Genomic DNA, 20,268 nt, shown 5'->3' with positions numbered 1-20,268 from the left:
CTGACTAAACATTACAGGTGGCGAGCTGGGGAAGGAGGATGTCCCAGCTACTGGCTTGGGTTTCGACGACGGTGCTAGGGGCTGAGCATTTATCGTCGACGCAGCCAAAGGCGAGGGTTTCGTTCCAGGTTTGGTCGGCGGGGTAGTAGCCGAGGGGCGTTGCTTGGGGAGCGGTGGTCGCTGGCCGCGTCCAGCCAACTTGCTCGCGGAATCGGGCGACGCTTTCGGGAGAGGCCGTTTGGCGATCGCCGCTGTCTTCGAGGTTGCGCCAGAGCTCATGCTGCACGCTAAAGCCAAAGAGGCCGTCACTTTGGGTGACCCATAGCTGATCAATGGCTTTGAGCTGGTCGCAGGGAAACTGTTTTTGTCCATCCCATGCCTGGCTGGGGTTGAGGAGGTGCCAAGTCAGGTCGCTGGCGGCTTGCCATTGCTTTCGCTCCAGTAGGCTCTGGAGGCGCTGCAAAGAATCGGTGTCATCGGACGGGCGATCGGGGTCCAGCGAGGCATAGGTCACAGCAGAACCCGTGAGCAAAACGGCGATCGCGGCAGCGACGTAGAGAGGCATTTTGCGGGTGGCCATGGACAAGGTTGGGGGAAAGATTGCAGAAACCAGGATCCAAAAAGCCGCGATCGCCCACCCTTCAAATACTTGGGTAATTTTAGGGAAATCAGGTCTCGCAGCCAGCAATAAAAGCTACTCGTAATTTTTCGACACTTTGGATCCAACTGCATCGTCGCAAGTTCCGGAAATTTCCCGAATCCTTCCATCGGGGGAGAGTATGAGCGAATTTTTACCGCTAGATTTTGTGTAACTTGCGGTGGAGCAAAGATACTCGAAGGTTTAGCGGGCGATCGCCCCTAGAATGCGCTCTAGGCCACCGCCGCAGGTCCCGCTTAGCGGGAGTCAAGCACTATCAATCGCGCTAGTTTGCGCTTCCAGGAGGATCCTTTGCAGAAATACATGTGCACCATTTGCAACCACATCTACAATCCGGCCGAAGGCGATCCAGACACAGGCATCGCGCCGGGAACTGCCTTCGAGGATCTGCCGGAGGACTGGACCTGTCCCGCCTGTGGCGCTGCCAAGTCAGACTTTGAGCCCTTTGAGGACTAGGGGAGTTGGCTGCCCCGGATAAAGCGTGACCTGGCGCTGGGCCATCGTGGCTTCAAACTGAGCCGTCGAGAGGGCAGCCTCTACGGGCCACACGCCCGGTTTACGCAGTTGGCCCGTCAGGATCAGCTCCGCTAGGCTGCCAGTGCCTGCACCCGCGGCGATCGCCGTGTTGGGGTGCACCAGGCTCGATACGACCTGGGCCGCTTCTCCGGCCTTGGTGCCCGTCACCTGGGAGCGCATGGCCACCCCGATACCGCTAAAGCGATCGGTGACGTTGGTCATGGCGTAGCTGACCCGCGAGAGAAACTCGACGGTGGCGGGATTTTGCAGCAGGGCCGTCGGGAAGCGGTGGGCCGCCATCCAGGTGAGATGGTTGTAAAAGTCGGGCAGGGAGCCAAACTTGGTGATCACCGTTTTGGCGCCGAAAGTATTCGCCAGGGTGACCGTTTCGGGCATTTCGTACCAGTACACGTGGGCGCGGCCATAGGGCGCCGGAAACTCCACCGCTTCTCGCTCGGTATAGGGCTCGACCTCCTGCCACTGGCCGTCGATGCGCGCCTGAAAGGGCCGCTGAAGCCCTAAAAACGTCGTGCGCATCACCGTCAGACCCGCGCCGCCCGAGCCCGCGACGATGTAGCTCAGGTGAATGGTGTCTACCTGGTCGAGCTGCTCCACATCCCGCTTGACGAGGCTATTGGAAATGCCGGGAAAAATGCCGGTGTTGACGATGGCGGTGACTCCGGCCTCAGCAGCGCGATCGCCCTTAGCCAGGGCTCGCTGGGTAAAGCTGCGGTTATCGCTGACGTCTAGGTAGGGGACGCCTTGGTCGATGCACTGGTCGAGGACGCGGCCGTCTCGGTAGTGAAAGGGGCCTGCGCAGTGAATCACTAGGTCAGCAGCGGCAATCGCCCTTTGGAGGCCCTCGACCTCCGCCAGATCCAGGGCCAAAAAGCGCGCGCGATCGCCCAGTTGCTGAGCGGCGATCGCCCCCTGAGCGGGCTGGCGACCGGTAATCGTCACTTCAGCTTCGGTGTGGGCCAGCACATCCTGGGCCACGCTGAAACCGATGCGGCCCGCTCCTCCCAAAATCAACACCTGCTGGGTCATGGCCCTTTCCTCCCTATCACGCTTGTCTATCCCCAGGCGCGGGCGGGGCAGCTTGACAGCCCCAAATCCCGCACTGGGTGCAGGTTCAGCCTAGCGCTGCCCGCCCCCCGGGGTAAAGCGCGGGCGATCGCCCTAGAAGAGCCCAAACACCGACTTTGCGACTCCTCCCAGAGATCGGCCCGCCTCCGCCAGCGACTGCCAGGGCGATCGCTGGGCCTGCAAAAACACCCGCGCGCAGTTGCGACCCGGCATCCCCGAAATCGAGCCCCCCGGATGGGTGCCCGCCCCGGTGAGATAGAGGCCCTCCAGAGGGGTTTTGTAGTTGGCAATCTCTGGCAGCGGCCGCAGAAACACCATCTGCTCCAGGGTCATATCCATGTGGTAGTAGTTGCCCTTGTAGGCACCCAGGCGATCGCCCAGCTCTGCCGGACTCTCGACCCGCCGCGCGATAATCGACTGCTTCAGATTAGGGGCATAGTCCGCCAGCTTGTCCAGCACGCGATCAGCCACCTGCTCCTTGAGCTCGGTTGTCCAGCCTGTGCCGTTTTGGCCCGTGCCCTCCGCCCCCGCAATCTGGTAGGGCGCAAAAAACTCGATCCACAGCGTGTGCTGTCCGGGGGGCGCCATAGAGGGATCCCGCATCGTCGGCACCACCGCATAGAAAGACGGGTCAGCATCGGGAATCTCGCCTACCGTCGGCTTGCTGTGGGCAATTTCCACCTGGCGCACCGAATCGGCAATCAGCACAGAGCCAATCAGAAACTCGTCCCGGTGCTCAAAGCGCTCGAAGCGCGGTGCCTCTGACAGGGCACAGTCGATTTTCAGAATGGTTTCGTTGTTGTTGACGATCTTGCGGGTCAGGCGATCGCGCAGTTCTGGGTCCGCTGCGTCCACGTCCGCCGCCTCGACACACTGCAAAAACAGCCGCCGCGCATCGATATTGGAAATCACGCCGTGGTTGGCTCGATACTCCTGGCCCTGGTGAGTGCGCACCCCCACCACCTTGCCCTCGTCGATCAGCACGCGATCGACACTTTGCTCAGTGAGGATCACCCCGCCCTGCTCGCGCACCAGTCGCACCAAGGCATCCACCAGCGCCCCCGTCCCGCCCTTCGGTCGGGCCATGCCGGGGTTGTGACGCATTGCCATCATGATCGCCCCGATGGCAATGCCTTTTTGCGAAGGCGGCGCTCCTAGCTCCGAAGCCAAGCGCGCCAGCGGAGCCTTGAGAAATTCGCTGTCAAACCACTCGTTGAGCAGATCTTCCGGGCTGCTGAGCATCAGGCGCACCAGATCCAGCGTGCGGTGGGGAATATCCAACACCGCCAGCAGGTCTCGCAGCTTGTCCAGGTCGTAGTTGCCCGCAATGTCCAAAAAGGACTGGGGCGGCGCGTTAAACACCGGGATCAGGGCCTGAATCATCTTTTGCCAAAAGGCGCTAAATTCGGCGTATTTGCGAGCGTCGCGATCGCTGTAGCGGGCAATCTCGGCGCAGGTCTTTTCCACCGACTTGTGCCCCAAAAAGTACTTGCCGTCGGGGTGGGGACAAAACACCACCGGATCACAGGGCAGATACTCCAGGCCGTACTTCGTCAGCTCTAGCTCCTCCACCACCGGCCCGAGGTGAATAAACTCATGATCGATGGCGCAGAGGTTGAACCGAAAACCAGGGGCCTCCTCGGGCATCACTTCTTCAGTCGTGGCCGCGCCTCCAGGAACGGAGCGTTTCTCAAGCAAGAGGACGCTATAGCCCGCTTTTAGCAGATAAGCAGCGCAAACCAGCCCATTGTGGCCTGCGCCAATGATAATCACGTCGTAGGTGTCCATGCCTGGCTCTCTGGCGATGCGGATGACCTTAGCCTAGGCGGTGGGCGATCGCCCTCAATCAACCGTTGGCTAGAGAGCAGCCTCTGCTAGGAGATGGGTTTTGGGGTTGTCGCCCCCGGGATCAGGCTAGAGTTTGTAAAGGATTGTTGAGCGTCAGGTTGTCATGGTCTTCATTCGTGTGCCCAAGCCCTGGGAAATGCCCGATCGCGCCGTCACGTCAGAGCAGTTTTTCTGGAATCGGCGGCGCTTTCTCAAGTCTGTCATTGGCGCGGGGGTCGGTCTCGGTGCCCTGTCTCTGACCGGTTGCAGCACCCAAAAAGATGAGCTCACCCTAGAGAACGTGCGCCCTGGGGTGCAGCCGCTGACTGGCATTGCGCGCAACCCTGCCTTCGCCCAGGTCGATCGCCCCATCACAACAGAGCTTTTGGCCGCCACCTACAACAACTTCTACGAGTTCGGCAGCAGCAAAAATGCCGTCTGGCGCAATGCTCGGGCCTTGCCAACCGAGAGCTGGAAAGTGGAGGTCTCGGGCCTGGTCAAGAATCCCAAAACCTACGATTTGGACGATCTGCGCACCCAGTTCCCCATTGAGGAGCGGGTGTATCGCTTTCGCTGCGTGGAGGCGTGGTCGATGGCGCTGCCCTGGATCGGCTTCCCCATGCGATCGCTGATCGCCGCCGTCGAGCCCACCTCCCAGGCCAAGTTCGTGCGGTTCACCTCGTTCTACGACAAAGAGGTGACGCCCGGTCCTCTGCTGAGCTTTGGGTCGCTGCCCTGGCCCTACACCGAGGGCCTGCGGATCGAGGAAATGGCCAACGAGCTGGCGTTTTTCGCGATCGGCATCTACGGCCACACCCTGCCCAAGCAGCACGGCGCGCCGGTGCGGATGGTGCTGCCCTGGAAGTACGGCTTCAAGGGGGCCAAGTCCATTGTGAAAATCGAGTTTGTGGAGCGGCAGCCCGCCACATACTGGAATACGCTGGTGCCCAACGAGTATGGCTTTGAGGCGAATGTGAATCCCCAAAAGCCCCATCCCCGCTGGTCTCAGGCCGAGGAGCGCTTCGTAGGAGATTCCGCCGAGTTTGAGTGGGAGATGCGGGAAACGCTGCCCTACAACGGCTATGGCGAGTACGTGGCGTCCCTGTACGCGCGGGCCTAGGGCAGCAGAGGCCGAGTTCTGGCTGTGAGAACTCGGCCTCTGAGCAATGCACAAACAAGCGTGAGCACCGGAAGCTCCTAGCTTTGGGGTTCGGGGGCCGAAGGCGGCGTCGCTGAGGGCGCGGGCAGGACGCGGTAGCGCAGATACCAGCCACCAAAGGCGATCGCGACAATCAGCAGCGCCCCAAAGGCCACCGGATTGGCCATCCAGAAGACGGCCTCTAGGTGGTTGATCTGGCCTGCTTTGAGGTGCCAGAGGAGCTGGCGGCCGTCTTGCTCGACCTGGGGGGCGATCGCCCCTGGCGCAGTCACGATGGGTCGCGCACCGCCGGGCGTCGTCAGCCGAAAATCCAGATCGACGAGGGAGCCTGGACTGACAATCACGTTACCTTGGGGACCAGTGACGCCCAGGGACCGCAGATCGAGGTCATAGACCAAGCGATTGCGCACCCAGAAAATCCAGTTATTTTGCCGGAGAGCAAACTGGGCCGTTACGTCAGGCAGCGCGCTAAAGAGGCCATTAATAGAGTCGCTAGGCTCGAAAAAGGCGTTGAATTTGCGGTTGAGATCGCGTCCGTTGTCGAAGGGCAGGGTGATCTCGAGGGCGCGATCGCCCGACCGGCGAGCGCTGCCCTCGAGCTGGCGGGCGCGACGGGTCAGGCCATCCAGCCACTGCTGGGCTGTGGCGTTGCCGATGCGCTCATCCAGTCGGACCTGCTGCACCAGCGTGCCCCCCTGGGGACTGTCAAAGTTGACGCCGACGTCGTATTTCACGCACCCGGTCAGCAGCAGCGAGGTGAGCAGCAGCAGCCACACAGCGCGCCAGCGGACCAAAACACGCAGCGATCGCCCCACAAAAGCGCCCAGCAGCGCAAGCGGGTTTCGACGGGGGCGACGGGTCATGGAGTAAGACGGCATGGATTTCGATAACTCCCAACAGCAAGGCCAAGGGCAGCGTCCCTCGGGCTTTATTGTATCGCTGAGATTCACCCGCCCAACATCAAAAGCGCGCCCTTCCTGCGCGCCTCAGCTCAGCCACACCAGCCCGCCAATCAGCACCACCGCCAGCCCCAGGGCCAGCCAGATAAACCGATTGTCCTGGGTGTTGACCTGGCTCAGGTCGATGGGCTCGGGTTCCGGTTTGGGCTTGGGCTTGGGCGATCGCTTCACCGCCTGCACAGCGCTCCCGAGCTGATTGCTCGGATCGCTCTCCTCTAGCTGGCTCATGTCGGGAATCTCCACCAGCCACTCTTTGCGCCTAGACAGGGCGGGCGCTTCCAGGATGAACTTCAGCCGGCGGCCCTGCTTTCGGGTGTCCGGATCGGGATGGCGGCTCAGCTTGGCGCAGAGGGCGATCGCCTCCGATCGCTGGCCCGCCGCTTCGTAGGCCGTCGCCAGCCAAATCTGCACCTCTCCCCCAAAGCGCGATCCTGGACTCACCAGCGCGTTGGCCCGCTCCAGGCTGCGCACCGCGTCCCCATAGCGGCCCCGCTCAAAGGCATCTCGCCCCGCTGAATATTCTTGTTTCGCAACACCTAACTGCTCTGAAGTCACAGCCCCAAGGAATATAGCCTGCTCTTGCATGGTACTATCGCAGCCTCCGAAAGCGTCTGCCCCAGCCTCTTCTGGGAAAAATTGCCTTCAAGACGGAAAATCAAGAAGTTGGCGTTTTCAGTGGCGATCGCCCATGGATGACCGGATCAAATCCCCCCTCACACCCGACAACTGGCGAGCCCAAGTCCGCTTTTACCTCGAGGACATCGAGACGCCCCTAGGACGAGCCATCACCCTCAGCATCACCGGCTTAGTCGTCCTCTCTGCCGCGATTTTCGTCGTTGAAACCTACGCTATTCCAGACAGCGTGCGGCTGAAGCTGGACACTCTAAATTTCGGGATTTTGCTGCTATTTTTGGGCGAATATCTCCTGCGATTTTGGAGCGCCGAAAATCGCCTTGCCCATTTTTTCAAGCTGTATTCCCTGATCGATCTGATCGCTGTCTCGCCGATTTTGCTAGGAGCAACAGGCATCGGCTTTATCCGCGTCCTGCGCTGGTTCCGGATTTTGCGACTGGTTCGCTTCTTCGAAGGCCGGACCATTTTTGGCTATGTCAGCAGCGAAGACAGCGCGATTCTTGCCCGCATTCTCTTCACGCTTTTCAGCATTATTTTTGTTTTTTCTGGCCTAATCTATCAGGTCGAAAATCCTAAAAATCCTGAATCCTTCGACACCTTTCTAGACGCGTTTTACTTCTCGGTCGTCACCATGTCCACAGTCGGCTTTGGGGACGTGACGCCCATTTCCGAGGCAGGTCGCGCCCTGACCGTGCTGATGATCCTGACCGGCATTGCCCTCATCCCAACCCAGCTCGGCGACCTCTTCAAGCGCCTCGTCAAAACCGCCAATCAAGTCGAAATTCTGTGCTCTGGCTGTGGCCTCCGCTTCCATGACACTGACGCCCAGTTCTGCAAGCGCTGCGGCGATCGCCTAATCAAATAATCGAGAATCAAAAAGTAAAGACGTTGCGCAAAGCTTTTTATTGAGAACCGACATTAATATTCAGTAAATCAAGACAAGAGTTCGAAAAATCAGACTTGCCTTAACTTTTTACAAATTAGTCATCTTTCAAAAAGACATACAAATTCCAGCTAACTAGCCAATTTAGGTCAATGCTTTAAACTCTAAAATTCTAGACTCACTGCATCTTTCACAGATTCCACAGAAAATAAGACAATATACATATCCCTGAAAGCCTTGAAGGCTGAATTATGATTGCCTCCCCTGAGCCCCATCTCAGCGCAGAAGCCTATCTAGCCTGGGAAGCCCAGCAAGACACTCGTCACGAATATGTGAACGGGACCATCACCGCAATAACGGGTGGCAGCGTTGCCCACAATTTGCTTGCTCTCAACTTGTACAGCGAGCTGCGCCCCCATCTGCAAAAGCGCGGCTGCATAGCAACCGTCGCAGAGGTCAAAGTCCAGGTCAGCAACTCGATTTATTACTACCCTGACCTTGTTGTCACATGCAGCGATCGCGATCTCCAGGGCAGGCAGTTGATTCAGGCTCCCTGCCTGATCGCCGAAGTCCTCTCTCCGGGCACCGCAGCCAGCGATCGCGGGGAAAAATTTCGAAACTATCGCAATCTCAGCAGCCTAAAAGAATACGTGCTGATCGACTCTGAGAAAGTCAGCGTTGAGCGATACCGGCGCGGGGAAGGACATACGTGGTTCTATCATCCCTACAGTGCTGGCGAAACCCTTATTCTCGAAGGCTTAGAGATTGAGCTAGCGATCGATTCGCTCTACAAGAACGTTTCTCTGGAATCGTGAAACCTTACTCACTTCCAGAAGTATTTCGAGCTAGTCTCAATAAGAAGCATCAGGAGACCAGCAAAAAATTAGACGCTCAATTATTTCTGATCAGCGTACATCAGCTACAAGTCTATCAAGCACATCTTCAAGACAGGATTTCAAGCGGCTATCTCGGGTTTTCACATAGGCTGCAAAAGCCATCCATTCTTCTAAACGCATTTGAAGATACTTACTCGGTTTATAGCCATCGGCAGAGACTCTTATTGTGTCGTCTGAGAGATTGGATTTTAATTTTAAATACCTGCCTCTATTACCTGTAACTCTGACTTTAATTTTCCAAGTTATATAGTTTCCATCCTTGAGATAGAATTCACCCAGCTCCTTTTTTCCAGAGTGAACTAAATCTTCATAGATGCTCTTCACAGCATAACCAGCATATCTAGCGGCCTTATAAGACTCCATAGATACTTTGACTAATGTAATAATTTCAAGAGTTGATATGGGCATAAGTTAGATCTGGTAAACAGCGTTAACTCTAGTTATCCCCACAGCAACAGAAAATATCTGCTGAATTTTAAATTTGTCTGAAAGCGAAGCGATAAAGCTAGCAGCCCAATATCCTTGCTAAGGATGTTTTCATTTTGCGGGCCAGAGCCTTAGAAACCGCTGAGGGGCGATCGCGCTTTTCTCTGGCCCTTGAGTCGCGCTCGGAGCACCCGATTTTTATCTGATGCCCAGAGTAGATAGGCTTTTGCGGTCCCGTACTATCATGTAAACAAATATAAACACTTCTCAGACAGAGCAGGACTCTCCATGCGCGTAATTCTGATGACCGGCAAGGGCGGCGTTGGGAAAACCTCCGTTGCAGCCGCCACAGGTCTCCGCTGTGCGGAGCTGGGCTACAAGACCCTGGTGCTGAGCACAGACCCAGCTCACTCCCTCGCCGACAGCTTTGACATGGAGCTGTCCCACGAGCCCCGCCTCGTCAAGCCCAACCTGTGGGGCGCCGAGCTCGACGCCCTGATGGAGCTCGAAAACAACTGGGGTGCCGTCAAGCGCTACATCACCCAGGTGTTGCAGGCCCGGGGGCTCGAGGGCGTGGAGGCCGAAGAGCTGGCCATCTTGCCGGGCATGGACGAGATCTTCAGCCTGGTGCGCATGAAGCGGCACTACGACGAAGGCGAGTACGACGTGCTGATCATCGACTCGGCCCCCACCGGGACCGCCCTGCGCCTTCTGAGCCTGCCCGAAGTCGCAGGCTGGTACATGCGCCGCTTCTACAAGCCGCTTCAGGCCATGTCCGTCGCCCTGCGTCCGGTGTTTGAGCCCCTGTTCCGGCCGATCGCGGGCTTCTCGCTGCCCAACAAGGAAGTGATGGACGCGCCCTACGAGTTTTACGAGCAGATCGAGGCCCTGGAGAAGGTGCTGACCGATCCCACCCAAACCTCGGTGCGCCTAGTCACCAACCCCGAGAAAATGGTGATCAAAGAGTCTTTGCGCGCCCACGCATACCTGAGCCTCTACAACGTGGGCACTGACCTAGTCGTCGCAAACCGGATCATCCCCGATCAGGTCCAAGATCCCTTTTTCCAGCGCTGGAAAGAGAACCAGAAGCAGTATCGCGACGAGATTCACGAGAACTTCCGGCCGCTGCCGATCAAAGAGGTGCCGCTCTACTCCGAGGAAATGTGCGGCCTCGAAGCGCTGGAGCGCCTAAAGGAGACGCTCTACGCAGACGAAGACCCGGCCCAGGTTTACTACAAGGAAACAACGCTGCGGGTCGTGCAGGAGCAAAATCAGTACAGCTTGGAGGTCTATCTCCCCGGCATTCCCAAGAGCCAAATCGACCTGAGCAAGTCGGGCGATGAGCTGAATATTCGCATCGGCAACCATCGCCGCAACTTGGTGCTGCCCCAGGCTTTGGCGGCGCTGCAGCCGTCGGGGGCCAAGATGGAAGAGGATTATCTCAAAATTCGGTTTGCGCCGATGAATTAGGGTTCGAGCCTGACCGCAAGCGGGTTTTTGAGCAAGAGCAGGGCGATCGCCCTGCTTTTTTGGCTTGAGGGGCGATCGCCTCCGGGACTGGTTCGATCGCCAGGGAAATTGCATCGGATAATAGGAGATCCTGTTTTTGTCGGAGACCCGTTCCATGGCTTCAGATCCCGCGATCGCCTCTAGTGGTGAAACCCTAGCCCCTTCATCGGCCCAGCGCATCGGCGTCATAGGCGGTGGTCAGCTGGCATGGATGATGGCCCAGGAGGCAGGCAAGCTGGGGATGGAGCTGGTGGTCCAAACCCCCAAAGACAGCGACCCTGCGGTGGCGATCGCCGCTGATCGGGTGCTGGCCGCCATTGATGACGCCGCCGCCACCGCCCAGCTGGCCCAGCAGTGCGAAGTCATCACCTTCGAAAACGAATTTGTGGATCTCGATGCCCTGGAGCAGCTCGTCCAGCAGGGGGTGTGCTTTCGGCCTGCGATCGCCAGCTTGCGACCGCTGCTCGACAAGTACGACCAGCGCTGCTATCTCCAGTCCCTGGGGCTGCCGGTGCCTCGCTTCATCGCCCTCGAGCCGGAGTCCCCGCCCGAAGCCCTCAGCCAGCTCGGCTTCCCCGTCGTGCTCAAAACCCGCCGCCACGGCTACGACGGCCAGGGCACCTTTGTCCTCAAGTCCCTGGCTGCCCTCACAGAGCTCTGGGAGCGCCTGGGCCGCGCGTCGGTGCTGCTGGAGGAGTTTGTGCCCTTCGAGCGGGAGCTGGCCGCGATCGCCTGTCGCTCGGTCAGCGGCGACATCGCCGTCTATCCCATCGTCGAGACCCAGCAAGAGGATCAGGTGTGTCGGCGGGTCATCGCGCCAGCACCCATCGCCGCCGCCGTTGCCCAAGACGCCCAGGCGATCGCCCGCACCCTGCTGACGGGCCTCAACGCCGTCGGCGTCTACGGCATCGAGCTCTTTTTGACCACCGATGGCCGCTTGCTGGTCAACGAAGTCGCCCCCCGCACCCACAACTCCGGCCACTTCAGCCTGGACGCCTGCGCCACCTCCCAGTTTGAGCAGCACCTGCGGGCCGTGGGCGATCGCCCCCTCGGCAGCCCCGCCCTGCGCAGCGACGGCGCCGTGATGATCAACCTTCTGGGCTACGAGAGCTCCACCAGCGACTACAGCAGCGTTCGCCAGCGCCTGGCCGAGCTGCCCCAGGCCCACGTCCACTGGTACGGCAAAACCGAGTCCCGCCCGGGCCGCAAACTGGGCCACGTCACCGTCTTGATCGACGCTCCCCCCGAAGAGGTGCGATCGCGCGCCATGGCGATCGCCCACACCGTCGAGTCCATCTGGTATCCGGCCCTGGTCCAAAGCTAGGCCCTCTCAAGGCGATCGCCCGTCAGAAAATCTGAGCTGTGGGGTGTGCAATCCGGCAAACCCACGCTTAAAATAGTCACTAAGCTTCACTGCGGCGTTGGTGACTGCCAATAGCGTTTTATGATCTATGCTTTTTGAATTAGGGAGTCAAGCCAGTTTCGGCGGCAGTAGACCGGGCATGTACCCGGAAACTTCTAAGCCTGAAGCCAAGACACCCACCTGGCATTAGCCAGGTCAAAAACTGAGGTAAGACGGCGTTGCGGTGAAGCTCAATCTTTTTAAGAAGTCCCTTGTCGAAGCGATAGGGGATTTTTTAATGGCAATTTTTGGATGAAGTCTCCCTGGTTGGCCCGAAAGAGCGGCCCGAGAGAGCAATATCAGCGCCGCTTGACTTTTGCCACGGCCCGTCCGGACGCGATCGCGCCTGTCGCCGTCTGAAGCGCGATCGCCCCGGCCAAGGCAGCCAAACTTCTTAAGAATTTTCGTAGAAACAGCCGACGCCGCAGACCCAAGGCCAGGCATTACAATGGTCTAACATCGGCCGCAGAGTGAGTTCCCCATCGTATTGTCAACCATCGCTATCTCCTCAAGTTTCGGCGCCAACATTGATCGGCTCAGCAGCGGTCTTACGCTGATCCATCAACACATCCCGGCCACGCCCGTTGCCGTCGTAGATGTTTGGGTGAAGGCAGGCGCAAGGGTTGAGCCCAATGAGTGGTCTGGTATGGCCCACTTCCTGGAGCACATGATTTTCAAGGGAACACATCAGCTGCGCCCAGGCATGTTTGACCAGGCGATCGAGACCCAGGGTGGGATCACCAACGCCGCGACCAGCCACGATTACGCCCACTTTTTCATCACCACCGCAGCCCAGCAGCTGGGGGCGACGCTGCCCTATCTCTCCGAGCTGCTGCTCCACGCGGCAATCCCGGACGATGAATTTGGGCGGGAGCGAGACGTGGTCCTCGAGGAAATCCGCCAAACCCAGGACAACCCGGACTGGCTAGGCTTTCAGGCCCTGATGGAGACCATCTACCAAGATCATCCCTACGGACGGCCGGTCCTGGGCACGGAGGAGACACTGCTGCAAAATTCCCCTGCCCAGATGCGGCAGTTTCACAGCAGCTACTACCAGCCCGAGAACATGGTGGTGGTCGTGGCGGGCGGTGTGGAGTACGAGGCGACGCGGGCGCTGGTCGAGGAAAATTTTCGCGACTTTGTTCCGCCGGGAGACTGCTCACCTTTGGTTTACAGTGCGGATCCGCCGCTGACCTACATTCGTCGCCAAGAGATCCGGCTGCCCCGCCTAGAGCAGGCGCGACTGCTGATGGCGTGGACGGGGCCAGGGGTGGATCAGCTCCAAGACGCCTACGGCCTAGACTTGCTGGCGGTGCTGCTGGGAGAGGGGCGATCGTCCCGCTTGGTGCGCGAGCTGCGGGAAGAGCGGCAGTTGGTCCAGGGCGTTAGCTGCGATTTTTCTTTGCAGCGCGATTCTAGCCTGTTTACGATCAGTGCATGGCTCGAAGTTGAGCATTTGGAGCGGGTTGAGGCGATCGTGGGCGATCGCCTAGCGGCCTTGGCCCACGGCCCGATCTCGGAGGCCGAGCTGGCCCGCTGCAAGCGACTCCTGTGTAATGATTATGCGTTTTCGACGGAGACGCCTGGGCAGTTGGCGGGTCTATATGGGTACTATGGCACCATCGCAGACGCGGCATTGTCCACGAGTTATCCCAGGTATATCCAGGCGCTCCAGGCCAGTGACTTGCAGCAGATTGCTCAGCAATACCTGTCGCCCTACCGCTATGCTGTGACAATTTTGCGATCGCTCTAGAGCGGCACTCCGATCGCGTTTGAAGCGTCCTTTGATTTAGCTGACTCAGCGCGATCGCCCCGGAGAGCCTCTCTTTCCCTGCTTTGCTTTGCTGATTTCCCAAGACTGATTGACTTTAGAGAGTAAGGATTCTTTGTGCCCGTGATTCAAACTGGACTGTCTCCCTCCCAGAGCCACAAACCGTTCCGCGCTGTCCTGGACAACGGAATTGTTGTCCTTGTGTCCGAGAATCCCATTACCGACATCATCGCCGCTCGCCTGTTTGTCCGGGCGGGCAGCCGGTGGGATCCCCCGGAACAGATGGGGCTGGCGTCGCTGCTGGCGGCGGTCCTGACCAAAGGCACCGACCAGCTGTCCTCGATGGACATCGCTGAGCAGGTGGAGTCGGTGGGGGCGAGCTTGGGAGCAGACGCCACGAGCGATTATTTTTTGATCAACCTGAAAACCGTTTCGGCGGATTTTTCGAGCATTTTGGCGCTGGCCGCCGAGCTGATGCGATCGCCGTCGTTTCCCGAAGCCGAGGTGGCGCTGGAGCAGCGGCTGACGCTCCAAAATATTCGATCGCAGCAGGAGCAGCCCTTTTCGGTCGCTTTTGACCAGCTGCGCCGGTTGATGTACCACGACCACCCCTACGGTTTTTCGACCCTAGGCACGGAGGAAACCGTCTCTCGGATTGGCCGAGAAGACTTGCTGCGCTACCATCAGCAGTTTTTCCGGCCCGACAATTTGGTGATCAGCCTCTCAGGGCGGATTACGCCGACGGAGGCGATCGCCCTGATCGAGGGGGTCTTTGGCGACTGGGCGATCCCCGAGCAGCCCCTGCCGACGCTGGACCTCTACCCGCCCCAAACCCAACCCCGCACCAGCATCACGCCCCAGGCCACGCAGCAATCGGTGGTGATGCTGGGCTATTTGGCAGCCCCAGTGCCCACGGCCGCGGACTTGCTCAGCGGCCCGATCGACTACCCTGCCCTCAAGCTACTCAATACCTATTTGGGCAACGGTCTCTCTAGCCGCCTGTTTGTGGAACTGCGAGAAAAGCGGGGCCTGGCCTACGACGTTTCGGCGTTTTATCCGACGCGCCTGGATGTCTCCCAGTTTGTGGTCTATATGGGCACCGCTCCGAGCAATACGGCGATCGCTGTGGAAGGCCTAGAGCGCGAAGTCCGGCGGCTGCGGGACCTCTGCCTGAGCGAAGAAGAGCTCCAGGCGGCGAAGAACAAGCTGCTCGGTCAGTACGCTCTGGGCAAGCAAACCAATGCCCAGATTGCCCAGGTCTACGGCTGGTACGAAACCCTAGGCTTGGGGGTGGAGTTTGATGGGGCCTTCCAGGAGGCGATCGCCGCTGTGACCCCCGAAGCCGCTCTGGCAGTCGCCCAGCGCTATTTCCTCGAGCCCTACCGCTCCTTGGTCGGTCCCGAAAGCGCCGTCAGCGCGATCGCCAGTCCCGCCGTTCTCTAGGGCGCAGAACGGTCTCCGGCAGGCGGCTCTGGCGTCGCCACTGCCTCTTCCTCCGTCACCAGCGCCAAATACTGACTATCAAGCAGATAGGCCCCGCGCGCGAAGTGCACCACCCAGTAGCCTCCCGGCCGCCGGTCCATAATGATGCCTTTTTCACCCAGCGGGATCACGTTGGGGGGACGCAGCATCGGCATCGGATCGGCGGTTTTGTAGTAGGGCGGCAGGGTTTGGACTTTGACGCAGTCTCCCAGCGAAAATTCGTCACTCATAGGCGTTCGGTCCTCTGTTTTCTGCTTTTATTGTCCCGTTTGTTGGCGATGTGCTTCGGCGATCGCCCGGGTTAGCCATGGCTTTTTCCGCCATTTTGGCGCACTGGACTGGCAGAGTCTCCTGATTTATTGAATATTATTTGCAATAATAGAGTCAGATTTTCTCCTCGGGGCATCGCTATCACCCCAGAGCCATCTCTACAGACCGAGATTTAATTTTCTCAATTTCACCTAGAACCTTTATCAAGACTGACTTTCAAGCGTTTTTTCCAGATCGAGCGCGCCTGAAGACGAGGGTCAAGCCGACTCTCTCCCTTGCCAACGTCTCTTGTAGGCGATCGCAGTCAGGAATCATTGGCAGTTAATGTCCCAGACAGCCTTCGATTGCTCACCCCACCCCAGACACTTTTTTCTATGGCTAAGTCAAAGTACGTCTCCGAATTTGCCCTCAGCGGTCGCCTCGTGGCTTTCTTGGTCGGCGACCAGCCAAAGTACCTGCGGCTGCAAACTGCCGATAGCGAACTTTTGATCAAGATTCCCAAAGAGGATCGCTTCCGGCTACCGGAGGTCCTGAGTCTGGGCGTCTGGGTCCACGTCGAAGGCGAGCGCAAAGTCGATTTCAAAAAGGGCCTCGTCAAGCACAAGGCCCACACGATTGTGCCTACTTCTGTCGAGCAGACAGGAGGAGCGACCAGTCCCGCTGCGGCTCAGCCTCCTGCTCCAGCCACAGCCAAGCCAGCCTGTATCCTGGTGTGCCGCAAGTCCGACTGCTGGAAGCGGGGGGGCCGCGAAGTCAGCGCCGCGCTACAGACAAACTTGCGCGATCGCGGGCTGGACGAACAGGTGACGATCAAGGAAACCGGCTGCATGAAGCGCTGCAAAGCAGGTCCCAATATCGTCATGCCGGACAAAACGCGCTACAGCCGCATTTCGGCCAGCGAGGTGCCCCAAATTCTCGATCGGCACTGCGAGACCGCGAGCCCAGCAGCCCCGGCCCCCGACCGGCGTCCATCGACTGCGCCAGCCAAGCTGGCTCCCGTCGCCCAGTACTGTCTGCTGCGCAGCTAGACCGCAGCGATCGCCCCTTCGCGAGCAATCTCAACCTTGTTTCCAAGCACGCTCTCAGCCCCAGACGCAGCTCTGGGGTTATTTTTTGGTACACGAGCCATTAGCCCAAGCGGCTTGTAGGGCTAGCAGGCAGGGCCATGAGGCGATCGCCTTCCGCCCAATCTAGCGTCTTAGGGCCTGGTCTCAGCATGCAGCCTAGGCGAAATTTTGAGTCTACGGTTGGCCTTGAGAGTCTTCACAAGCAGGACCGCAAAAGAGGGGAGAACGATGCTTTGTTCTCCCCTGATAGACGGTTTAGAGGGCAAAGTCGCACCCAAGCACGGCCTTCGCCAGCGGTTCAGTGGGGAGCGAAAACGACAGACTCCTGAACGGAGCACCATCGACAACCGTTAGCGCTGAGAACCACCAATGACTTGGTCTTTGAGGGAGCTCACTTCGTCCGCTAATTCCTTGCGGCTAGAGGCGCGCAGGAGATAGCGATAGGTAAACCAGCCAGAGTAGGCGATGCCGACAACTTCAAAGAACGGAGACAGCAAAGGAACTTCATTGATGGCCGATAGCACAGCCAGAGTCACCTTGGCGGTCACGAAGGCAGTTAAGATGAGACCCACCGTGATCAGCGGGCGACGATTGTCTGCGAAGAAACTCGAAATGTATTCCGGAAGTTGGGCGAGTACTTCGTAAACCTGATCACGAATTTCCTCCCACTGTTCTTTATTTTTGGTGCGGGAGATAGGGGCGATCGCACCAGGACGATCAGCATTGACATCCATCGTCGCGAACTCCGTTGGGGTTGCAACCTCGGCAGTTTGAAATTCGGTTTTGTTGGTTTCAGGATCCATCGTTTTGCCCGAATAATAACGACTGAAAGGTGCTTACTGGCTTGGTTTGGAACCAGTTTCCAGTCAAAGCACCACGCTGCTGCGCCCAAAGGGCGGCTCTTTCTCAAACATACCTGACACTAGTGCAGAGCTTTACAAATTGCAAGGCAATCTCGGAAGGAAAGCTCAATATTGTAAAGAAGAATTAAGCTCTCTGAGCATTAGGACATTCGCGCTTTTTCGTATTGAGAAATCACCCTTTCATCCAGGTTTCTAAGGTGTGCAAAGGGCGATCGCATTTGGCGCGCAGATCAAGAAAGATCCAGCTCACGAATCACCGCTTGCAGCGTTTCCGCAGAGTGACGAAGCTGGGCAAGCTCAGTCTCAGGCAGAGACAAGTTGAGAATGCGGCTCACCCCCGAACGGTTGACCACGGCCGGCAGGCTCAAGCACAGGTTTTCTAGGCCGTGCTGCCCCTGGAGCAGGGTGCTGACGGTCATGACCCGATTTTGATCGCGCAAAATCGCCTGAACGATTTGGGTGACTCCCAGACCGATGGCGTAGCAGGTGGCGCCTTTGCGCTGGATGATCTCGTAGGCGGCGTTGCGGGTCTGCTCGAAGATGGACTCCAGCAGCGCGCGATCGCCCTCGTCACAGGCCACCAGGCCCGATTCACACAGGTTCATTCCCGAAATATTCGCCTTGCTCCACACCGGCACCTCGCTATCACCGTGCTCACCGATGATGTAGGCGTGCAGGCTGCGCGGGTCGATTGTCAGCTTCTGGGCCAGCAGATAGCGAAATCTCGCCGTATCGAGCACCGTCCCAGAGCCCAGGACGCTGTGACTCGGGAAGCCGGACAGGCGCAGCGTCACGTAGGTCATGATGTCTACGGGGTTGCTGACCACCAGCAGCAAGGCGTCTGGGCAGTGGCGAACAATCTCTGGGATCATGTCCTTGAAGATGGCCACATTGCGCTGCACCAAATCCAGGCGCGTCTCACCTGGTCGCTGCTTGGCACCGGCTGTGATGATCACGATGTCGGCGTCGCTGCCGTCAGCCAGGGTACCGGCCATGATGCGCGTCGGCTCGACAAAGGGAAGGCCATGGACCAAGTCCATTACTTCGCCTTCGGCTTTGTCGCGGTTGACGTCCACCAGCACCATTTCATCCAGGGTGTTCTGGATCAGCATGGCGTAGGCGATCGCCATCCCTACCTGTCCAGTGCCGATGATCACGCCCTTGCGGCGGGGCAAGGGGCGACGCTGGCTCGAGGCCTCAAAGGTGTTGGAAAACAGAGTGTCAAACATAGGCAACTACCCAGACATCGCAACTCAAGGTCTAGGCTACTTTAGCTCCCCCCAAAAGTTTGTCGTGCTCAGGACGGATTCAGCGCAATTCTGGAATTAGAGCACCCGCAGCACGCTGGGGATGCTCTCCACAGCGCCCATGGCTCGGATGTCATCCAGCGCCTGTCGGAAGTTGCCCTCCCGCACATCGTGGGTCACGACCACGATCTCGGCCAGGGAGTCCCGGAGCCCCGTTTGAACGATGGACTCTAGGCTCACGCCGCGATCGCCAAAGCACGTCCCCAGCTTGCCAATCACCCCAGGCTGATCATGGGTCAAAAAGCGCGCGTAGAACCGCGTCACCAAGTCCTCCATGGGAGCGATGGCGCAGTAGTGCTGGTGGGAGCAGGCCAGCAGGGGATCGAGGGGCAGGTGCTTGCGCGTCTCGTCGGAGGTCGCCGCTTCGCGGCCCACCTTGAGAATGGCCGCGATGTTGAGCACGTCCGACACCACAGCGCTCGCGGTGGGGCCTGCCCCGGCTCCCGGCCCAAAGAACATCACCTGACCGATGGGATCGCCCTCAATCAAAATCGCGTTGTAAACATCGCTGACGCTGGCCAAGGGGTGGGTCGTCGGCACCAGGGTCGGATGGACCCGCACCTCGAGCTGGGGCTGACCATCGGCGGCCACGCCCTCCAAGCGACGGGCGATCGCCAGCAGCTTGATCACAAAGCCCAGCCGCTCCGCATAGGTGATGTCCGCCGCGCTGACGCTGCGAATGCCCTCTCGGTGCACCTTCTCCAGATTGATCCGGCCATTGAAGGCCAGAGAGGCCAAAATCGCGATCTTGTCCCCTGCATCCAGGCCGTCCACATCCGCGGTGGGATCGGCCTCCGCGTAGCCCAGGCGCTGGGCATCGGCCAAAATCTCGGCGAAGTCGCCACCCTCGCGCTGCATCCGCGTCAGGATGTAGTTGGTCGTCCCGTTTACGATGCCCGTCACGGCCTGGATCCGGTTCACGCCCAGGGACTGCTTGAGCGGCTCAATCACCGGAATACCGCCCGCCACCGCCGCCTCTAGCAGCACATAGACCCCAGCCGCATTGGCCGCCGTGAAAATCTCGTCACCATAGCGGGCAATCACGGCCTTGTTTGCCGTCACCACGTGCTTGCCGTGGGCGATCGCCTGCAAAATCAGCGATCGCGCTGGCTCCAAACCGCCAATCACCTCGATCACCACATCCACGGCCGGATCCGTGACAATCGACTCCAAATCCGTCGTGAACTTCTCAGGCGGCAAATCCACGCTTCGCGGCTTATCGAGGGAGCGCACCCCCACCCGATAGACCTCCAGCTCGCGCAGCAGCGGATGGCGCTGATCCGGATCCAGCAAAATCTGCATGGTCCCAGTTCCCACCGTTCCCAAACCCAACAAGCCTACCTGAAAAGCCACAGTCTCTTGGTCCACGCAAACGATTCAACACAGACAATTGTAGGGGTTTAGGGCTAGCCCAGACGGCCTCCCCGCCCATTTCCCCCAGCAAAATTTTTGGGTCAAGCCGCGATCGCGACAAAAGGGATCGCCAAAGAGGCATTTCCCCTTCAGCGATCCCTTCTGGAAAATTTTTGAGCTATCGGGATCAGCACCTCAGGA

The 20,268-nt window shown here is 58.9% G+C and carries 19 protein-coding genes and 1 other RNA gene; 10 read left to right on the top strand and 10 right to left on the bottom strand.

The annotated features are described in order from the left end of the window. Window positions 1-4: 4 nt before the first annotated feature. Entirely contained in the window at window positions 5-580 is a 576-nt protein-coding gene (locus GEI7407_RS07110) for a GUN4 domain-containing protein (protein WP_015171462.1), read from the bottom strand. Between the two features lie 369 nt (window positions 581-949). On the opposite strand from GEI7407_RS07110, the gene rd reads away from it, so the two are divergent. Further along, complete coding sequence (gene rd / locus GEI7407_RS07105) at window positions 950-1,114, top strand: rubredoxin (protein WP_041268790.1); 165 nt, start codon at window positions 950-952, stop codon at window positions 1,112-1,114. Here rd and GEI7407_RS07100 read toward each other — a convergent pair. Further along, window positions 1,088-2,221 carry a saccharopine dehydrogenase family protein gene (locus GEI7407_RS07100; protein WP_015171460.1) on the bottom strand — a complete coding sequence of 378 codons (1,134 nt, stop codon included), beginning with the start codon at window positions 2,219-2,221 and terminating at the stop codon, window positions 1,088-1,090. The two genes, rd and GEI7407_RS07100, sit on opposite strands and share 27 nt — an antisense overlap. A gap of 132 nt (window positions 2,222-2,353) precedes the next feature. Further along, window positions 2,354-4,048 (bottom strand): beta-carotene ketolase CrtO, encoded by a 1,695-nt coding sequence (gene crtO, locus GEI7407_RS07095; protein ID WP_015171459.1) that lies wholly within the window; start codon window positions 4,046-4,048, stop codon window positions 2,354-2,356. 163 nt (window positions 4,049-4,211) lie between these two features. Here crtO and msrP point away from each other — a divergent pair, with 163 nt between their 5' ends. After that, window positions 4,212-5,207, top strand: coding sequence for a protein-methionine-sulfoxide reductase catalytic subunit MsrP (gene msrP / locus GEI7407_RS07090; RefSeq protein WP_015171458.1), 996 nt, complete (start codon window positions 4,212-4,214; stop codon window positions 5,205-5,207). A gap of 77 nt (window positions 5,208-5,284) precedes the next feature. Here the strand turns inward: msrP and GEI7407_RS07085 are convergent, their stop codons facing one another. Both GEI7407_RS07085 and GEI7407_RS07080 read right to left on the bottom strand, forming a co-directional pair. Continuing rightward, window positions 5,285-6,124, bottom strand: a complete 840-nt coding sequence (locus GEI7407_RS07085; RefSeq protein WP_015171457.1) for a DUF3153 domain-containing protein — start codon at window positions 6,122-6,124, stop codon at window positions 5,285-5,287. Window positions 6,125-6,232: 108 nt separating this feature from the next. Then, window positions 6,233-6,760, bottom strand: coding sequence for a tetratricopeptide repeat protein (locus GEI7407_RS07080; RefSeq protein WP_041268308.1), 528 nt, complete (start codon window positions 6,758-6,760; stop codon window positions 6,233-6,235). 133 nt (window positions 6,761-6,893) lie between these two features. On the opposite strand from GEI7407_RS07080, the gene GEI7407_RS07075 reads away from it, so the two are divergent. Continuing rightward, window positions 6,894-7,703: an ion transporter gene (locus GEI7407_RS07075; RefSeq protein ID WP_015171455.1), complete on the top strand. Its 810-nt coding sequence runs from the start codon at window positions 6,894-6,896 to the stop codon at window positions 7,701-7,703. 269 nt (window positions 7,704-7,972) lie between these two features. Continuing rightward, complete coding sequence (locus GEI7407_RS07070) at window positions 7,973-8,536, top strand: Uma2 family endonuclease (RefSeq protein ID WP_015171454.1); 564 nt, start codon at window positions 7,973-7,975, stop codon at window positions 8,534-8,536. 90 nt (window positions 8,537-8,626) lie between these two features. Here the strand turns inward: GEI7407_RS07070 and GEI7407_RS07065 are convergent, their stop codons facing one another. Then, window positions 8,627-9,025, bottom strand: coding sequence for a hypothetical protein (locus tag GEI7407_RS07065; RefSeq protein ID WP_150109729.1), 399 nt, complete (start codon window positions 9,023-9,025; stop codon window positions 8,627-8,629). A gap of 306 nt (window positions 9,026-9,331) precedes the next feature. Between GEI7407_RS07065 and GEI7407_RS07060 the strand changes: the two genes are divergently transcribed. The 5 genes from GEI7407_RS07060 to GEI7407_RS07045 all read left to right on the top strand — a co-directional run bounded on the left by GEI7407_RS07060 (window position 9,332) and on the right by GEI7407_RS07045 (window position 15,168). Further along, a complete protein-coding gene (locus GEI7407_RS07060; RefSeq protein ID WP_015171452.1) occupies window positions 9,332-10,513 on the top strand; it encodes a TRC40/GET3/ArsA family transport-energizing ATPase in 1,182 nt (393 codons plus the stop codon). 154 nt (window positions 10,514-10,667) lie between these two features. After that, window positions 10,668-11,876: a 5-(carboxyamino)imidazole ribonucleotide synthase gene (locus GEI7407_RS07055; RefSeq protein WP_015171451.1), complete on the top strand. Its 1,209-nt coding sequence runs from the start codon at window positions 10,668-10,670 to the stop codon at window positions 11,874-11,876. 83 nt (window positions 11,877-11,959) lie between these two features. Continuing rightward, window positions 11,960-12,146, top strand: a non-coding RNA gene (gene ssrS, locus GEI7407_RS19945) — 6S RNA. Between the two features lie 295 nt (window positions 12,147-12,441). Then, the gene (locus GEI7407_RS07050; protein WP_015171450.1) at window positions 12,442-13,707 is read left to right on the top strand and encodes a pitrilysin family protein; all 1,266 of its coding nucleotides are present in this window, start codon (window positions 12,442-12,444) and stop codon (window positions 13,705-13,707) included. 141 nt (window positions 13,708-13,848) lie between these two features. Then, window positions 13,849-15,168, top strand: a complete 1,320-nt coding sequence (locus GEI7407_RS07045; RefSeq protein ID WP_041268785.1) for a pitrilysin family protein — start codon at window positions 13,849-13,851, stop codon at window positions 15,166-15,168. Here GEI7407_RS07045 and sipA read toward each other — a convergent pair. Continuing rightward, window positions 15,165-15,437, bottom strand: a complete 273-nt coding sequence (sipA, locus tag GEI7407_RS07040) for a regulatory protein SipA (RefSeq protein WP_015171448.1) — start codon at window positions 15,435-15,437, stop codon at window positions 15,165-15,167. The genes GEI7407_RS07045 and sipA overlap by 4 nt on opposite strands. A 414-nt stretch (window positions 15,438-15,851) precedes the next feature. Between sipA and GEI7407_RS07035 the strand changes: the two genes are divergently transcribed. Beyond that, window positions 15,852-16,505: a (2Fe-2S) ferredoxin domain-containing protein gene (locus tag GEI7407_RS07035; protein WP_015171447.1), complete on the top strand. Its 654-nt coding sequence runs from the start codon at window positions 15,852-15,854 to the stop codon at window positions 16,503-16,505. A 389-nt stretch (window positions 16,506-16,894) separates the two neighbouring features. Here GEI7407_RS07035 and GEI7407_RS07030 read toward each other — a convergent pair whose 3' ends face one another. The 3 genes from GEI7407_RS07030 to GEI7407_RS07020 form a co-directional block, all read right to left on the bottom strand. Continuing rightward, entirely contained in the window at window positions 16,895-17,347 is a 453-nt protein-coding gene (locus tag GEI7407_RS07030; RefSeq protein WP_015171446.1) for a CAAD domain-containing protein, read from the bottom strand. Between the two features lie 290 nt (window positions 17,348-17,637). After that, on the bottom strand, window positions 17,638-18,636 hold the full coding sequence (locus GEI7407_RS07025) for an L-lactate dehydrogenase (protein WP_015171445.1): 999 nt from the start codon (window positions 18,634-18,636) through the stop codon (window positions 17,638-17,640). 96 nt (window positions 18,637-18,732) lie between these two features. Next, window positions 18,733-20,067 (bottom strand): homoserine dehydrogenase, encoded by a 1,335-nt coding sequence (locus GEI7407_RS07020; RefSeq protein WP_015171444.1) that lies wholly within the window; start codon window positions 20,065-20,067, stop codon window positions 18,733-18,735. Window positions 20,068-20,268 lie beyond the last annotated feature (201 nt).

Origin of the sequence: Geitlerinema sp. PCC 7407, assembly GCF_000317045.1 — a bacterium.
Taxonomy (GTDB): domain Bacteria; phylum Cyanobacteriota; class Cyanobacteriia; order PCC-7407; family PCC-7407; genus PCC-7407.
This window is presented reverse-complemented; position numbering and strand designations above follow the sequence as displayed.